General features: G+C 69.9%; 5 protein-coding genes. 4 read left to right on the top strand and 1 reads right to left on the bottom strand.

Annotated features, from left to right (window positions below; translation table 11 throughout):
* Positions 1-171 precede the first annotated feature (171 nt).
* The 4 genes from WT60_RS10160 to WT60_RS10145 all read left to right on the top strand — a co-directional run bounded on the left by WT60_RS10160 (position 172) and on the right by WT60_RS10145 (position 7,809).
* The gene (locus WT60_RS10160) at positions 172-1,287 is read left to right on the top strand and encodes an efflux RND transporter periplasmic adaptor subunit (protein ID WP_038742863.1); all 1,116 of its coding nucleotides are present in this window, start codon (positions 172-174) and stop codon (positions 1,285-1,287) included.
* Entirely contained in the window at positions 1,284-4,454 is a 3,171-nt protein-coding gene (locus WT60_RS10155; RefSeq protein ID WP_060355615.1) for an efflux RND transporter permease subunit, read from the top strand. Before WT60_RS10160 ends, WT60_RS10155 begins: the two co-directional genes overlap by 4 nt.
* A 2-nt stretch (positions 4,455-4,456) precedes the next feature.
* Positions 4,457-6,190 carry an efflux transporter outer membrane subunit gene (locus WT60_RS10150; protein ID WP_100185272.1) on the top strand — a complete coding sequence of 578 codons (1,734 nt, stop codon included), beginning with the start codon at positions 4,457-4,459 and terminating at the stop codon, positions 6,188-6,190.
* A gap of 590 nt (positions 6,191-6,780) precedes the next feature.
* A complete protein-coding gene (locus tag WT60_RS10145; protein ID WP_060355616.1) occupies positions 6,781-7,809 on the top strand; it encodes a MerR family transcriptional regulator in 1,029 nt (342 codons plus the stop codon).
* Between the two features lie 81 nt (positions 7,810-7,890).
* On the opposite strand, the gene WT60_RS10140 is transcribed toward WT60_RS10145, so the two are convergent.
* Complete coding sequence (locus WT60_RS10140) at positions 7,891-18,144, bottom strand: non-ribosomal peptide synthetase (RefSeq protein WP_060355617.1); 10,254 nt, start codon at positions 18,142-18,144, stop codon at positions 7,891-7,893.
* Between the last annotated feature and the right edge of the window lie 15 nt (positions 18,145-18,159).

Raw genomic sequence — 18,159 nt, 5'->3', positions numbered from 1 at the left:
GAACCGAAACACCTTTGCATCCAGATACAACCCTGTATTAGAATTCAGCCAAGTTTTTGTAAGCAAGTTGGCAACGTGCGCGCGGATTGTTTTGTTTTTGCCGCGCGCGACGCCGGGCAAGCGTATCCGGCTTGCCGGTTTTTCCGTTTTCTCCTGTTCCGAGGGGTCACCGTGAATCGTTCCGGTTCTCGCGCCGCGCTGATGATCGGCGTCGCGCTCATCGTTGCCGCCTGCCACCGCAAGGAAGCCGCGCCGAGCGCGCCGCGCCCCGTGGTCGCGGTGCCGGCCCAGGCGGACGGCGTCGCCGCCGCCGTGTCGCTGCCCGGCGAGATCCAGCCGCGCTATGCGACGCCGCTGTCGTTCCGGATCGCCGGCAAGATCGTCGAGCGCAAGGTGCGCCTCGGCGACGCCGTGAAGAAGGGGCAGGTCGTCGCGCTGCTCGACACGTCCGACGTCGCGAAGAACGCGGCGAGCGCGCAGGCGCAGCTCGACGCCGCGACGCATGCGCTGACGTTCGCGCAGCAGCAGCTCGAGCGCGACCGCGCGCAAGCGCGCGAGAACCTGATCGCGCCCGCGCAGCTCGAGCAGACCGAGAACGCGCATGCGTCCGCGCGCGCGCAGCGCGACCAGGCGGCGCAACAGCTCGCGCTCGCGAAGAACCAGCTTCAGTACGCGACGCTCGTCGCCGATCACGCGGGCTACATCACCGCCGAGCAGGCCGACACCGGTCAGAACGTGTCCGCCGGCCAGCCCGTCTACCAGCTCGCGTGGTCGGGCGACGTCGACGTCGTCACCGACGCGCCGGAAAGCGAGCTGCCGCGCCTCACGCCGGGACACGCGGCGAGCGTCACGCTGCCCGCGCTGCCCGGCCGCACGTTCGACGCGCGCGTGCGCGAGATCGCGCCCGCCGCCGATCCGCAAAGCCGCACGTACCGCGTGAAGCTCACGCTCGCGCAGCCCGATCCGGCCGTGCGGCTCGGCATGACCGCGAACGTCGCGTTCACGCCCGACGCCACCGGCAACGCGCGCGCGCAGACGCTCTTCACGCTGCCGTCGACGGCCCTCTTCCATGCGGGCAACGCGCCCGCGCTGTGGGTCGTGCGCAAGCAGGACGACACGCTCGAGCTGCGCCGCGTCGACGTCGTCCGCTACAACGAGCGCACGGTGACCGTGTCGAACGGAATTGCGCCCGGCGAGCGCATCGTGCTGCAAGGCGTGCACACGGTGAGCGCGGGCGAGAAGGTGCGCGCGGTGCCGCCGCTTCATCCGGAGGACGTCGCGTCATGACGGCTGGCCGAGAAGAAGGCGGGCGCTTCAATCTGTCCGCATGGGCGCTGCGCCATCAGGCGCTCGTCATCTACCTGATCGCGCTCTCGACGATCGCCGGCATCCTCGCCTACTCGCGGCTCGCGCAATCGGAAGACCCGCCGTTCACGTTCCGCGTGATGGTGATCCGCACGTTCTGGCCCGGCGCGACCGCGCGCCAGGTGCAGGAACAGGTCACCGACCGCATCGGCCGCAAGCTGCAGGAGATGCCCGCGATCGACTATCTGCGCAGCTATTCGCGCCCCGGCGAATCGCTGCTGTTCTTCGCGATGAAGGATTCCGCGCCCGTCAAGGACGTGCCGGAAACGTGGTACCAGGTGCGCAAGAAAGTGGGCGACATTTCGGTGACGCTGCCGCCCGGCGTTCAGGGCCCGTTCTTCAACGACGAGTTCGGCGACGTCTACACGAACATCTACACGCTCGAAGGCGACGGCTTCTCGCCCGCGCAGCTGCACGACTACGCGGACCAGCTGCGCGTCGTGCTGCTGCGCGTGCCGGGCGTCGCGAAGGTCGACTATTTCGGCGATCCCGACCAGCGGATCTTCGTCGAGATCGACAACACGCGCATCGCGCGGCTCGGCATCTCGCCACAACAGATCGCGCAGGCGATCAACGCACAGAACGACGTGTCGTCGCCGGGCGTGCTGACAGCCGCGCACGACCGCGTGTTCATCCGCCCGAGCGGCCAGTACGAAAGCGTCGACGCGATCGCCGACACGCTCGTGCGCGTCAACGGCCGCACGTTCCGCCTCGGCGACCTCGCGACGATCAAGCGCGGCTACGACGATCCGCCCGTCACGCAGATGCGCACGGTCGGTAAAGGCACGAGCGGCAAAGCCGTGCTCGGCATCGGCATCACGATGCAGCCGGGCGGCGACGTGATCCGGCTCGGCAAGGCGCTCGACGCAAGCTCGAAGGCGTTGCAGGCGCAGCTGCCGGCGGGCCTCCGGCTCACCGAAGTGTCGAGCATGCCGCACGCGGTCGCGCGTTCGGTCGACGACTTCCTCGAGGCGGTCGCGGAAGCGATCGCGATCGTGCTGATCGTGAGCCTCGTGTCGCTCGGCCTGCGCACCGGGATGGTCGTCGTGATTTCGATTCCCGTCGTGCTCGCCGTCACCGCGCTGTTCATGTATCTGTTCGACATCGGGCTGCACAAGGTGTCGCTCGGCACGCTCGTGCTCGCGCTCGGCCTGCTCGTCGACGACGCGATCATCGCGGTCGAGATGATGGCCGTGAAGCTCGAGCAGGGCTTCAGCCGCGCGCGCGCCGCCGCGTTCGCGTACACGAGCACGGCGTTCCCGATGCTCACGGGCACGCTCGTCACCGTGTCCGGCTTCCTGCCGATCGCGCTCGCGAAGTCGAGCACGGGCGAATACACGCGCTCGATCTTCGAGGTGTCGGCGATCGCGCTGATCGCGTCGTGGTTCGCGGCAGTCGTGCTGATTCCCCTGCTCGGCTATCACATGCTGCCCGAGCGCAAGCCGCCGCCGAAAAACGCCGCGAGCGGCGCGCCGCACCCGGACGCCGCGCACGACCACGAGCACGGCCACGACATCTACGACACGCGCTTCTACACGCGGCTGCGCGTGTGGATCAAGTGGTGCATCGAGCGGCGCTTCGTCGTGCTCGCGATCACGGGCGCGCTGTTCGTCGTCGCGCTCGCGGGCTTCTCGCTCGTGCCGCAGCAGTTCTTCCCGAGCTCCGACCGCCCCGAGCTGCTCGTCGATCTGCGGCTGCCCGAAGGCGCATCGTTCGACGCGACGCTCGCGCAGGCGCGGCGCCTCGAGAAGTTGATCGACAAGCGCCCCGAGATCGACCATGCGGTGAACTTCGTCGGCTCCGGCGCGCCGCGCTTCTACCTGCCGCTCGACCAGCAACTGCAATTGCCGAACTTCGCGCAGTTCGTGATCACCACGAAGTCGGTCGAGGAACGCGAGAAGCTCGCGGCGTGGCTCGCGCCCGTGCTGCGCGAGCAGTTCCCGGCGGCGCGCACGCGGATCTCGCGGCTCGAGAACGGCCCGCCCGTCGGCTATCCGGTGCAGTTCCGCGTGAGCGGCGACAGCATCGCGACCGTGCGCGCGATCTCGGAGAAGGTCGCGGCGACGATGCGCGCCGATGCGCGCGCGGTCAACGTCCAGTTCGACTGGGACGAGCCCGCGGAGCGCTCGGTGCGCTTCGAGCTCGACCAGCACAAGGCGCGCGAGCTGAACGTCACGTCGCAGGACGTCGCGAGCTTCCTGGCGATGACGCTGTCCGGCACGACGGTCACGCAGTATCGCGAGCGCGACAAGCTGATCGCGGTCGATCTGCGTGCGCCGCGCGCGCAGCGCGTCGATCCGGCAAGCCTCGCGGGCCTCGCGATGCCGACGCCGAACGGCCCGGTGCCGCTCGGCTCGCTCGGGCGCTTCCACAACACGCTCGAATACGGCGTCGTCTGGGAACGCGACCGCCAGCCGACGATCACCGTGCAGTCCGACGTGGCGGCGGGCACGCAAGGCATCGACGTGACGCACGCGATCGACGCGAAGCTGAACGCGCTGCGCGCGCAGCTGCCCGTCGGCTACCGGATCGAGATCGGCGGCTCCGTCGAGGAAAGCGCGAAGGGCCAGACGTCGATCAACGCGCAGATGCCGCTCATGGCGATCGCCGTGCTGACGCTGCTGATGATCCAGCTGCAAAGCTTCTCGCGCGTGCTGATGGTCGTGTTGACCGCGCCGCTCGGGTTGATCGGCGTCGTCGGCACGCTGCTGTTGTTCGGCAAGCCGTTCGGCTTCGTCGCGATGCTCGGCGTGATCGCGATGTTCGGGATCATCATGCGCAACTCGGTGATTCTCGTCGATCAGATCGAGCAGGACATCGCGGCCGGCCACGGCCGTTTCGACGCGATCGTCGGCGCGACCGTGCGGCGTTTCCGGCCGATCACGCTGACGGCCGCGGCCGCGGTGCTCGCGCTGATTCCGCTGTTGCGCTCGAACTTCTTCGGCCCGATGGCGACCGCGCTGATGGGCGGCATCACGAGCGCGACCGTGCTGACGCTCTTCTTCCTGCCGGCGCTCTACGCCACTTGGTTCCGCGTGAAGCCTGACGAGCGCGATCCGGAGCCGCCCGCCACGCCCACGGGAGCCTGACCATGCGCGCCTCGATCTCTCTGTTCCCGTTCGCGGCCCGCCTCGCGCCGCGCGCGACGGCCGCGGCCGCCGCGGCCGCGCTCACCGCCTCGCTTGCCGGCTGCTCGCTGTTCGCGCCGAGCGATACGCCGCCCGCGATGCCGTCGCCCGCGCATTACGGCGCGACGCCGCTGCCCGAGCGCACGGCCGCGGCGCAAGGGCTCGCGCAGCGCTTCGACGTCGGCGCGCAGCCCGTGCCCGACTGGTGGAAGCGCTACCGGTCGCCCGCGCTCGATGCGCTCGTCGACGAGGGCCTGCGCAACAGCCCGACGCTCGCCGCCGCCGACAAGAGCCTGACCGCCGCGCGCGAGCAGTTGCGCGCGCAGATCGGCAGCTCGCTGCTGCCGTCGATCGACGCGGGCGGCCAGGCGACGCGCGAGCGCGCGCTCGGCGTGCCGACGTTCGGCCCGCAGACGGTGCTCTACAACGTGTTCGCGGGCCAGTTGCAGGCGAGCTACACGCTCGACCTGTTCGGCGCCGCGCACTTCGCGAACCGCGCGCTGTCGAAGCGCGTCGACGTAACCGCGTACCAGCTCGAATCCACTCGGCGCGCGCTCGCCGCGAACATCGTGACGGCGGCCGTGACGTCGGCCGCGCTCGCCGAGCAGGTGGCGACGACCGAGCGGCTCGTCGCGCTCGCGCGCGAGCAGGCGAACGACACGGCCGCGCGCCATCGGCTCGGCGCGGCGTCGCGCACCGACATGCTGAACGCGCAGCAAAGCGCGGCGGCGCTCGAGGCGAGCCTGCCCGCGCTGCGCCAGCAATGGCAGACGACGCGCCACGCGCTCGCCGTGCTGCTCGGCCGCACGCCGGATCAGGCGAGCACCGATCTCGCGCTCGCCGATCTGCATCTGCCGCAGGACGTGCCCGTCGTCGTGCCGTCGACGCTGCTGCAGGCGCGGCCCGACATCCGCGCCGCCGAGGCCGGGCTGCAGGCGGCCGCGGCCGAGGTCGGCGTCGCGACCGCGCAATTGTTCCCGCAGCTGTCGCTGTCGGCGTCGATGGGCCATGCGGGCTTCAACTGGCCCGCGATGCTGTCGGGCGCGGGGGCGATCTGGAGCGTCGGCGCATCGCTCACGCAGCCGCTCTTCCACGGCGGCGCGCTGCTCGCGCAGCGCCGCGCGGCGCGCGCGACCTACGAGGCGGCCGTCGACCAGTACAAGCAGACCGTGCTCGCCGCGTTCCAGGACGTCGCGGACAAGCTCGCCGCGCTCGACAACGACGCGAGCGCGCTCGACGCTTCGAACCGCTCGGCCGTCGCCGCGCGCGGCGCGTTCGACGACACCGCGGCGCGCGTGCGGCTCGGCGCGCTGCCGCCTTCGGCCGCGCGCGCGAGCGAGCAGCAGTACCGCAACGCGCGGCTCGACGAAATCCGCGCGACGGGCACGCGGCTCGTCGACACCGCGCGGCTCTTTCAGGCAATGGGCACGCCGACGGACGGCGGCAAGGACGCGAAAGACACGAAGAGCGCGAGCGGCGCGGACGGGGCGAACGATGTGGGCGCGACGCAGCGCGCGAACGACGCCAAGCGGACCGGCGACGCCGGCGATGCGCGCGTGCCCGGCACGGCCGGCGAGGTCGACGCGGCGGGAGCGTCCGGCGCGGCGGGCGCTGCCGCCGGCGCAATGGTCGCGACAAACGGCGAAACAAACAGCGAAAACGCACCAGGTACGCAGCCGGCCGACGGCCCCCGATGAACGCGATGAGTGCGATGACCGCGGCAGGGCCGACGGGCGCGCGCGGCACGACGGCCGATTCGAGCCCGGCGAATTCGCCGGGCCGGGCGAGCGCATCGGTCACGTCCGGGGACACGTCGGGCGCTTGACATCTGACGTGACGCGCCGCCCGCGCGCGGCCGACGGCGCGGCCGCCGGCTCCGGCCCCCGTTGCCGAGACAACGGCCGCGTCAGCCGCGTCAGTCGCTGAACGCGCTAGAAACGATGAACGCGCCGAACGACGACGATTGACGGCAACGCCACCGGAGCCCCACCCGCTCGCGCGCCGAACGACGCGCGAAGCCCGCGCCGCCACTCGCGCGTCGCGCGCACGCCCCGCACCGAGCGCATACGTTCACGCAAGCGCGGCAAGCAGTTACCATCCGCAGCGCGCGTCGAATGCATCGCGCACGCAGTGGCGTGCCGTGCGGCCCACCACGTCGGCCCGCCACGCCCGCGCTGCCCGGCGTCCCGCCCTCGACCGGTGCCGGCCGCCGCGCCGGCCGATTCCGCTTGACCCTCACGCAACGTCAGGTTTCATCCTCCACGGTGCGCATGAAACGGAGGCAAGAATGCTGCTCAAGATCGGAGAGCTGGCGAAACGCAGCGGGCTGACGGTCCGCGCGCTGCACCACTACGACGCGATCGGCCTGCTCAAGCCTTCGGCGCGCGCCGACAACGGCTACCGGCTGTACGACCGCAACGACATCGCCCGGCTCCACCAGATCCAGGCGCTGCGTCGTTTCGGCCTGACGCTCGCCGACGTCGGCGCCTACCTGGCCCAGCCCGGCACGCCGCTCACGTCGATCGTCGCGCGGCAGATCGCGATGCTCGACCGGCAGATCGAGCAGGCGGCGCGTCTGCGCGAACGTCTCGCGCAACTGCACCGCGAGCTCGTCGACGGCGCGCAACCCGAGCTGGCCGATTGGCTCAAGACCCTGGAGTTGATGACCATGTACGACAAGTACTTTTCCGAAGAAGAGCTCGCGCGCCTGCCGATGTATCGCAACAGCCAGGTGCCCGTTCCGGAGTGGGCCGCGCTCGTCGACGAGGCGCGCGCGCTGATGGACGCGGGCGTCGCGCCCGAGGACGAGCGCGTGCGCGCGCTGTCGGTCCGCTGGATGACGATGCTCGTGCGCGACACGAACGGCGACCCGCGCTTCCTCGCGAAGCTGAACCTGATGCACGACCGGGAGCCGTCGATGCAGGCGCACGTCGGCATCTCGCTCGCCCTGCGCGACTACGTGCTGCGCGCGTTTTCGGAAACCAAGATGCGCATCTACGAGCGTTATCTGTCGCCCGAGGAAACGCGCTTCATGCGCGCGAACTACGGCAAGCGCGCGATGGAATGGCCGCAGTTGATGGCGGACGCCCGCGACGCGATCGAAGCGGGCGTCGCGCCCGCCTCGCCTGAAGGCCACGCGCTCGCTCGGCGCTGGCTCGAGCTGTTCAGGAGCTACGCGGGCGACGATCCGGCGACGCAGCTCAAATTCCGCGAGGCGCTCGCGAACGAGCCCGAGCTGATGACGGGCACGTACGCCGACGACGCGCTGCTCGGCTTCGTGCGCGAGGCGATGCAATCTTTGACGCAGGCGCGCTGACAAGCCGCGCGCCGGGCGATCCGGCCCGGCGGCGGCTGAGCGTGCGCATCCGGCCCGCGCGGGCCGGATGCGATCGGCGACTCAATATTCCGAGATCGCCATGTATGCGCTCATCAGCATCTCGTCGCGCTCGGCCGCTTCGAGGTAAGCGTCCCAATGCGGCGTTTGCGCGGCGTCGCGATGCCAGAACTCGATCTCGCTGCCGCCGTGCTGCAGGCTGCGCCACGCTTGCGTCAGCAAGCGCCGCTCCTCGTCGCCGAGCGAGCTCAGCTGCGAGACCGGCACGTCGCCCCCGTCGACGATCGCCCCGATCAGGTTCGACAGATGCGCCCACAGCAGGCGGATCGTCGATTCCCGGAACAGATTGACGTTGTATTCGACGTGGCCGACGATCGCGCCGCCCTCCTCGCGCAGATCGAACAGCAGATCGAGAATCGACGCGGCCCGGTCGAGCTCGACGGGCGCGATGCGCAGCCCGTCGACCTGCGGCATCGACAGATCCTCGTTCTGCAGCACGAACATCACCTGCACGAGCGGATTCACGCGCGGGTCGCGCTCCCTGAGCGCCATCTGCACGAGATGCGCGAACGTCACGTCCTGATTGTCGAACACGTTCAGCACGTCGTCGCGCACGCGCGCGAGATGCGCGGCGAAGCTCGCGGACGGATCGAAGCGCTGCCGCACCGGCAACGTGTTCGTCAGGAAGCCGATGAGCGGCTCGGTCTCGATGCGCGAGCGGTTCGCGACGGCCGTGCCGAGCACGAGATCGCCCTGCTTCGCGTAGCGCGACAGCAGCAAGCCCAGCGCGGTCTGCAGGAACACGAACACCGTCGACTTCGACGCCCGGGAGAACGCATGCACGCGCTCGACGAGCGCGGCGGGCAACGCCACCGCGATCCGCCGCCCGTCGAACGTCGGCTGGTCCGGGCGCTCGAAATCGGTCGGCAATTGCAGCACGCCGGCGTAGCCGTCGAGGTAGCCGCGCCAGAAGTCGAGCTGGCGCTTGAACGGCTCGGACTGCGCAAAACGCCGCTGCCAGATCGCGTAATCGGCGAACTGGATCGGCAGCGGCGGCAGCTCCGCCGCCCGCCCGTCGCGCCGCGCCGGATACAACTGCTCGATCTCGCGCAGGATCACGCCCGCCGACCACCCGTCTCCGATGATGTGATGATTGCGCCAAAGCAGCACGTGCTCGTTGTCGGACAGCCGGTAGATCGTCGCCGAGCACAGCGGCAGCGCGTCGAGCCTGAACGGCCGGCTCAGCTCGGATTCGATCGCGCTGTCGAGCGCTTCGCGCGCGCTCGAGGCGTGCTCGCCGGACAGGTCCTTCACGGCGAGCGGGAACGTCATCTCGGGCGCCACCACCTGACAGGGCTGATTGTCGAGCGTCGCGAAGCGGGTTCGCAGGATCTCGTGGCGATCCGTCATCCGCTGGAGCACCCAGGCGAGCGTGTCGACATCGAGCGGCCCGTCGATCCGCAGCGCGAAGTGCGAGCCATAGGCGCGCTGCGAGGCGTCGATCTTGTCGAGGAACCAGAGACGCTCCTGGTTGAACGACAGCGGAATGTGCTCGGGGCGCCCCTGCGGCGCGATCCTGTCTTCCCGCAACGCCTCGGCCTGGGCGGCCGCGATCGCCGCGGCGAACGAGATCGCCGTGTCGTGCTCGAACAGCGCGCGGATCGGCAAATCGATCCGGAAATGCCGGCGCGCGCGAGACACGACCTGCGTCGCGAGCAGCGAGTTGCCGCCGATGTCGAAGAAGCTCCAGTCGGCGCTGACCGCCGGGCGCTTGAGAATCTGCCGGAACAGATCGACGACGAAGGCCTCGACGTCGTTGCCCGGCGCGACCACCTCGAGCTGCGCGCACGTCTGCGCATCGTCCGGCAACGCGAGCGCCTTGCGGTCCACCTTGCCGTTGACGTTCTTCGGCAGACGGTCGAGCGCGACGATCACGTCGGGAATCATGTACGCGGGCAGCCCGAGCTTCACCTGCTTGCGCAGCGCCGACACCCACGCGCTCGTCGCGCCCGCGCCCTCCAGCGCGCGAAGATCCGCAGGAACGGCCCACGCCGCGAGCGACAGTTGCCCCGTCGCGTCCGGCAGCGCGAGGACGACCGCTTCCTGCACCGACGGCTCGCGATTGAGCGCGGCCTCCACTTCACCGATCTCGATGCGATGGCCGCGGATCTTCACCTGGTTGTCGCGCCGGCCGATGAAGAACAGCTCGCCGTTCGCGGCGCGCCATCCGCGATCGCCGCTGCGATAGAGGCGATGCGAGCCGGCGAACGCGGCCTCTCGCGACGAATAGGCGGCCGCGGTGCGCTGCGGATCGTTCAGATACCCGAGCCCGACGCACACGCCGCCGACGTACAGCTCGCCGGGCGTGCCGGCCGGCACCGTGCGCCCCCACGGATCGAGCACGTAGACGGCCGCGTTCTTGATCGGCCGCCCGATCGAGATCTTCGGCGCGCGCGCGTCGAGGTCGAACGGCACCTTGTAATGCGTGCAGTCGTCGGAGGTTTCCGTCGCGCCCCACATGTTCAGGATGCCGACGCGAGGGTGCACCGCGCGCAGCTGATGCACGAGCGACGGCTGCAGCGTCTCGCCGCTCGACACGACCCAGCGCAGCGCCGACGCGCCGAGCGCGAGCGCCGGCGCGTCCGGCTGCGCGGCGTGCACGAGCAGCATCGTGCTCAGCACGGAGGGCGACACTTCGAGAATCGACACGCCGTCGGCGACGACGCGCTCCAGGAGCCGCGCCGGATCTTTCGCGACGGCGTCGTCGTAGATCCTGACCTGCGCGCCCGCGATCAACGGCGCGCAGAATTGCCACACGCAGATGTCGAACGTCGCGGCGGCGTCCTGCGACACGATGTCCGCCGCGCCGATCCCGAGATCCTCGATCTTCGCCTCGATGTGATTGATCATCCCGCCGTGGTCGATCATCACGCCCTTGGGCTCGCCCGTCGAACCGGACGTGAAGATCACGTAAGCGAGCGTGTCGGCGGACGCCTCGAACGCGGGCGCTCGCAGCGCGGCCGCGTCGGCCGGCTCGGCGAGCGCGTCGAGCGCGATCCTGGCCGCGCCGCTGCGCAGGCGCTCGGCGACGCTCGCATGCCCGCGCGCGACGACGAGATGCGCGGCCCGCGCGCGCTCGAGCAGCGCGTCGATCCGCTCGGCCGGCCCGTCCGGCAGCGGCACGAACGCCGCCCCGACCCGCCAGAGCCCGAGGATCGCCGTCAGATAGTCGATCGAGCGATCCGCGAGCAACGCCACGATGTCGCCCGGACGCACGCCGCGCGCGCGCAGCTGCGCGGCGGCCGTGCGGCTTGCGTCGAGCAGCGCGCGATAGCCGATCGAGCGCGACGCGTCGACGGCCGCGATGCGATCCGGCCATTCGCTCGCGCGCCGCTCGAACGTCGCGACATATAGCCCCGGCGCGCCCGCCGGCCGTTCGACCAGGGCGCCCGCGGCGGCGCGGCGCTCGACGGCGGCCTCGTCGTCGCCGAGCAGCGTGCGCGCGGCGAAATGCTCGTCGGGCGACGCGACGATCGCCTCGAGCGCGCGGCGGAAATAGCCGCCGATCGCGACGAGGCGCTCGAGCGGCAACGCGTCGAGATTCGCCTCGAGATCGAGCGTCAGATGCTTCGTGAACGGGTCTTGGTTGAATTCGACGCGCAGCGCGAAGTGCGTCTGGATATACGCCTTCGCATCGACGACGCTCACCCCCGCCAGTTGCTCCAGCTCCTCGTACACATGGAAGTGCGTGTAATTGAAGCTCACGTCGAAGAGCGGCTCGTTGCCCTTCAGGTGCTGGATTTCCTGATACGGATAGCGGCGATACGCCTGCAGCGCGGATTCCTTGTCATGGATGCGCTTGACGAGCTCGGACCAGGTGTCGCCGCCGAGCTGCACGCGCCACGGCACGACGTTCAGATGCGTGCCGAGCACGCGCTCGCCGTCGCCGTCCTCGAGCCGGCCGTTCGACTCGACGGCGAGAACGACGTCGGACTCGCCGCTCACGAAACTCATGACGCTCGCATGCGCCGCCAGCAGCACGTGCTTGAGCGACACGCCGAGCCGCGCGGCCAGCGCCTTCAGGTCGTTCGACAGCGCCGCCGGCACATCGACCGCGTAAAAGCGCATCGGATTGCGCCCGGCGTCCGCGTGCGTTTCCTGCAGGTACGCGAGCCGCGTCGGCCGGAAATCCTCGAGCTCCGCTTCCCAGAATGCGCGCACCGCCGGATCGGCGACGGTCTCCTGTTCCAGTGAGACGTAATCGGAAAAGCGCGTATGCAGTTCGGGAAGCTGCGGCAGCGCGCCGTCGCCGACGAGGCTCACATAGTTGCGCAGGATCTCCGACACGGCCGACGATTCGCTCCAGCCGTCGAGCAGCGCGTCGTGGAACGACATCGTGAACACGAACTCGTCGTCCGTCCAGCGGTGCAGCGAGAAGCGCAACAACGGCGCGCGCGCGACGTCGTACGGACGGCGCTTTTCGCCGTCGAGCCACGCCTCGTAGCGCTGCTTGCGGCGCGCGTCGTCGACGTCGCGATAGTCGAACACGTCGACGACCGGGGCCGAATGCGCGTGAACGATCTGCAGCGGCCGCTCGAACTCGCCGAGGTGGAACGACGTCCGGAAAATCGGATGGCGCTCGATCAACGCGGCGAGCGCTTGCTCGAACGCGCGCAGATCGTAGCGCGCGCGCAGCCGGAATTCGAAGATGTCGCAATACATCGCGATGTCGTCGCCGAATTGCGAGTGGAACAGCAGCCCTTCCTGAAGACGCGCGAGCGGATAGGCATCGACCGCATCCTCAGGCAGCTGGCGACGCTCGGCGTCGCTCGTTTGCGCGAACGCGGCGACGCGAGGCCGCTCGGCCAGCTGGGCCGAAATCTTCGTGACGGCGGCGAGCGCGGCGGGCGTCTGGAGCCGGAACACGTCCTGGACGCTGATCTGCAAACCCGCCTTCAACGCGCGGCTGCGCAACTGGATGATGCGGATCGAATCGCCGCCGAGCTCGAAGAAGCCGTCGTTGGCGCCCACGCGCGGTTTTTCCAGCACGTCGGCGTACAGCTTGCACAGCAGCTTCTCCTCGTCGGTGCGCGGCGCGACGTAGGCCGCGCGCAACGGAATCGCGCCGTCCGCCCGCTGCATGAGCGCCTTCGCGTCGACCTTGCCGTTCTGGTTCAGCGGAATCGCATCGATCGGCAGCACGGCCGACGGCATCATGTAATCGGGTATGCGCTCCGACAAGTGGCGATACAGCGCCTGAACGTCCGGCAGCGCATCGCAGACGATGTACGACACGAGCCTGGTCTGTTCGTCGTCCGGTTGCGGCGTCGACGCGGCGCGGATCAACTGCCGGATCTCGGTGATCGCGCCGGCCCCGCCGCCCGCCGACGCCGGTGCAACGACGTTGCGCGGCTTGTGCGGCTTGCTCGCGAGCGTGACGGCGTCGCGAATGCCGTCGAAGCGCGTGAGCGCCGCCTCGATTTCGCCGAGCTCGATCCGAAAGCCGTTGATCTTGACCTGCTGATCCTTGCGGCCCAGATACTCGTAATCCGCGTCGCCGACCTTGCGCGCGAGGTCGCCGCTCTTGTAGTAGCGCCCCACGCCCACGCCCGGCTCGATGTCGAGATCGACGAAGCGCTCGCGCGTGAGCGTCTCGTTTCGCAGATAGCCGAGCGCCACGCCCCGGCCCCCGACATAGATCTCGCCGACCTCGCCGTCCACCACCGGCTTGCGATCCTCGTCGAGCAGCACGATCGACAGGTCGCGCAGCGGCAGGCCGATCATGCTGCCCGGCGCGTCGAGATCCGCGAGCGTGACGGGCCGGTAGGTTCCGTGCACGGTGATCTCGGTGATCCCGTACATGTTGACGAGCAGCGGCTGCGCGTCGCCGTACTTGCGGAACCAATCCTTGAGGCTGCCGAACACGAGCGTCTCGCCGCCGAAGATCACGAGGCGCAGCGCGCTCAGGCGGTCGTCGCGCCGCAGATCGGCAGCGATGAAATACTTGAACGCGCTCGGCGTCTGGTTGAGCACCGTCACGCGCTCGCGTGCGCACAGCGCGCGGAACTCGTCCGGCGAGCGCGAGATTTCGTACGGCACCCCGACGATCCGGCCGCCGTAGAGCAGCGCACCCCACATTTCCCAGACCGAGATGTCGAACGCGATCGAATGGAACAGCGTCCACACGTCGCGCTCGTCGACCCGGTATTCCGGCTCGGACGACGTGAACAGGCGCAGCACGTTGTCGTGCGTGACCTGCACGCCCTTCGGCCGCCCGGTCGTGCCGGACGTGAAGATCACGTACGCGCAATCGTCGCGGCGCAACGCGCGCGCCGCCTGCGGCGCGCGATCCGCTGCGTGCGCCCCGTCGCGCGCCGGCTCGGCGAGCGCGTCGACGAGCAGGACGGTGCGGCCCTCGACGGACGGCAGCTTGCCCAGCAAGTCGCCGAACGCCGTCGACGTGACGAGCACGCTCGGTTGCGCGTCCTCGAGAATGAAGCCGAGCCGCTCGGCCGGAGAGTGCGGGTCGAGCGGCACGTACGTGCCTCCCGCCTTCAGAATGGCGAGGATGCTCACGACGACGTCCACGCCGCGGTGCAGCAGAATCGCGACGGTGGTCGGCCCGTCGGCCCGCATCCGCGGCGCGAGCGCGCGCGCGAGCTGCGTCGCGCGTTCGTCCAGTTCGCGATACGTGAGCGACGATTCGCCGTAGGTGAGCGCGACTCGCTGCGGGCCGCTGCGCACCTGCTGCTCGAATCCTTCGATCAACGAATCGCATTGCGCGAGCGGCACGGCTGCCGCCGGGAGATCGGCGGCGCGCTCGGCCGCCGGTGCGTCGATCGCGGCCGGCGCCGCCTTGGGCTCGATCGTGTGCAACGGCGCGTCGGCCGCGTCGAGCACCGCATCGAGCAGTTGCAGGTATTCGTCGGCGAACGCGGCGACCTGATCGCGCGTCGCGAGCGTCTCGCCATATTCGAGCATCGCTTCGATCCCGCGCGCGGCAGGCGCCATCGTCAACGCGAGATCGAACTGGGACGGCGCGGAGCGCAACGGCAGCGAACGCGCGGTGATCGAACCGATTTCGATTTCGGCGGCGACGCCCTTGATCGCAAACGCTTCGGTGCCGCGGCGGCCGCTCGACTGCTGCATCACGAACAGCGCCTGGAAGAACGGATGCCGGCCGGCGCGGCTCTTCGACGCATGCTCGTTGACGAGGTGCGCGAACGGATACGCCTGGTGGGCGATCGCGGCGGTGAGATTGTCGGCCGACTGCGACAGGAACGCCGCGAACGTCGTGTCGTCGCGATACGCGGTGTGCAACGCGAGCGGATTGACGAAATAGCCCTGCGTGCGCGCATACGCCCAGTGCGTCCGGCCGGCGGCGAGCGTGCCGATCGCGAGGTGCTCGGCGGCGCCGCGGCGATGCAGCAGCAACTGGAACGCGGCCAGATAGACCGCGTTGAGCGTGCGGCCCGAGCGCCGCGCGAATGCCTCGACCCGTTTCGCGAGCGTCTCGCCGATCCGGAAATTGACCGGCTTCGGCGCGCCGTCCTGAGCGCCTTCCGCGCGTTGCGCGCTTGGCTCGAACACCGAGGCGAGCGCCGAATCCGCACGGTTCTCGCCCAGGACGGAGCGCCAGTACTGGCGGTCCGCCAGCGCAGCGGCGCTGCCCGTGTACGCGTCGCGCTCCCGGCACCAGTCCTGGTAGTCGCGCTCGGGATCGGCAATCGGCTCGCCGCCCGACGCGTCCGACACGATTTCCTCGACGAGTTGCGACATCGACCAGAAATCGGAGGCGATGTGATGCAGGTTGACGAGCAGCCAGGTCCGCCCGCCGTCGCGCTGCGCGACGCGAATGCGCAACGCCGATCCCCGCTCCAGGTCGAACGGCCGCAGCGCTTCGTCGCCGAAACGCTCGATCAACGCGGCGTCGTCGAGCCCTTGCGGATCGATTTCGGCGAAATCGACGCATGGCGTCGCCTCGACCGTCTGCACGTTGCGGCTGTCCTCCGCGCGATAACGCGTACGCAGGATCGGGTGCCGCGCGCACGCGCGCGCGACGCTCGCCTCGAGCGCGTCGGACGCGAGCGCCGGCCGGCATTCGATCAGGAGCGCCAGGTTGTAGTCATGCCGATCCGGGTCGAATTGATGCAGGAACCAGAGCTGCTGCTGGTTCGGCGACAGCGCGAACTCGCGTTCTTTCGCACCCGCCGTCGCGCGCGGCGCGGCGGGCGCCGCAGTGTCCGTTCGGGCGATCTGCGCGCCCAGCTCCGCGATGCTCGGCGCGCCGAACAGGTCGTCGAGCCTGACCTGCGCGCCCAGATGCTTCTCGATCAAGCCCTGCAGCCGCACGACGCCGATCGAATTCAGCCCCGCGCCCGCAAGCGGCAGATCGGCGCCGATCGCCTCGGGCGTCTGCCCGGTCAGCGCCGCGACCGCGCGCCGCAGCGCAAGCACGATCCGAGCCGCATGCTCGTCGGCGGGCACCGCGCCGGAGCGCGCCGTTTGCGGCCAGAGCGCATCGAGATCCTGATCGGACGCCGCACCGGCGCCGCTCGCCGAACGCACGTCGCGGCCGACGAGCGGCAGCGTGCCGTCGAGGTAACGCGCGCGCGTCTCCCGGCGGCGGATCTTGCCGCTCGACGTCTTCGGAATGCTCGCCGGCTGAATGAACACGATCTCGTCGACGGCGACGTCGCAGGCGCGCGAAATCGCCGTGCGGATCGCCCGGGCGGCGGCATCGACGTCGATCGTCTTCGCGAAGCGCCGGTCCACCTCCTGCACGACGACGACGCGCGCATCGCCCTCGCCGTCGATCGAGAACGCGGCCGTGCAACCTTCGCGCAAGGCCGGATCGCTCGCGCCCGCGGCGGCTTCCAGGTCCTGCGGGTAGTAATTGCGCCCGTTGACGATGACGACGTCCTTGCTGCGCCCGGTCACGAACAGTTCGCCGTCGACGACGCAACCGAGATCGCCCGTGCGCAGGAAGCCCGACGAGGCCGGGTCCGGGGCGGCGAGGCGCGCGCGAAACACGTCGGCGTTCACCGCGTCCTTGTTCCAGTATCCGGACGGAATGCTCGGGCCGCGCACCCAGATCTCGCCGATCTCGCCTTGCGCCGCCTCGCGCAAGTCGTTGACGATGCGCAGTTCGTGCCCCGCCGCGCAGCGGCCGGACGACACCAGTTCGACGCTCGCGGCGCCGCCCTGCGGCTCGAGGCGGCCGAGCGTCAGCGCGAAACGGTCGGCCGCCCGTGCGTGAAACGCTCCGCCGGGCGCGCCGCCCGTGACGAAAAGCGTTGCTTCGGCAAGGCCATAGCACGGATAGAATGCGCGCGGATCGAACCGCGCGCGCGCGTAGATCTGCGCGAAACGCCGCATCGATTCCGCCTGTACCGGCTCGGCGCCGTTGAACGCGATGCGCCAGCTCGACAGATCGAGCGCGGCCACCCGCTCCGGGCTGCGAGCCGCATGCTCGGCGCAGAGGCGATAGCCGAAGTCCGGCCCGCCCGCGACCGTCGCGCGAAACCGCGTGATGTTCTCGAGCCACGACAGCGGGTCCTTGATGAACGCGGTCGGCGACATGATGTGCGACGGGTATCCGTAAAAGAGCGGATGCAAGGTCGTGCCGATCAGCCCCATGTCGTGGTACAGCGGCAGCCAGTTCAGGCAGACGTCGTCGTCGCGCGATCCGAAGCCCGCCGCGATCGCGATCTGATTCGCGATCAGATTGCCGTGACTCACCGCGACGCCCTTCGGCTCGCCCGTCGACCCGGACGTGTACTGGAGAAACGCCACGTCCGCCGGCGTGCGCCGATAGTCGCTCGCCGGAATCGGCGGGACGTCCGCCGCCGCGTCGATCGACAGCAGGCGGATCGCCGCCGACAGCGCGCGGCCCATCTCGCCCGAGAACCACTCGCTCGCCTTCGCCACCGCCTCGCCGTCGCCGAACGCGAACCGTGCGCCGCAATCGCGCACCACGTGCGCGATGCGGTCGAGCTTTTCTCCGCGCCGCGGCGGATAGAGCGGCACCGCGATCACGCCCGCATACAGGCAGCCGAGGAACGCGGCGATGTATTCGAGCCCCGGCGGGAAGAACAGCAGCACGCGATCGTTCTCGCTCGCATGCTGCCGCAAGTAGGCGGCGACCCGCCGCGCGCGCTCGTCGAGCTGCCGATAGGTCAGCTGCGGCCCCGCCCCCGTTTCCGGGCTTTCGATGAAGTGATACGCGAGCGCGTCGGGACGCTCGCCGGCATGTCGCTGAAGTACGTGAACGATCGTGCCGGCCTGCTGCATTTTGTCGAGATCGGTGGTCGTCATGTCAGTCGGTCAGGC

The organism is Burkholderia sp. MSMB617WGS, from assembly GCF_001532025.2.
Taxonomy (GTDB): domain Bacteria; phylum Pseudomonadota; class Gammaproteobacteria; order Burkholderiales; family Burkholderiaceae; genus Burkholderia; species Burkholderia savannae.
This window is presented reverse-complemented; position numbering and strand designations above follow the sequence as displayed.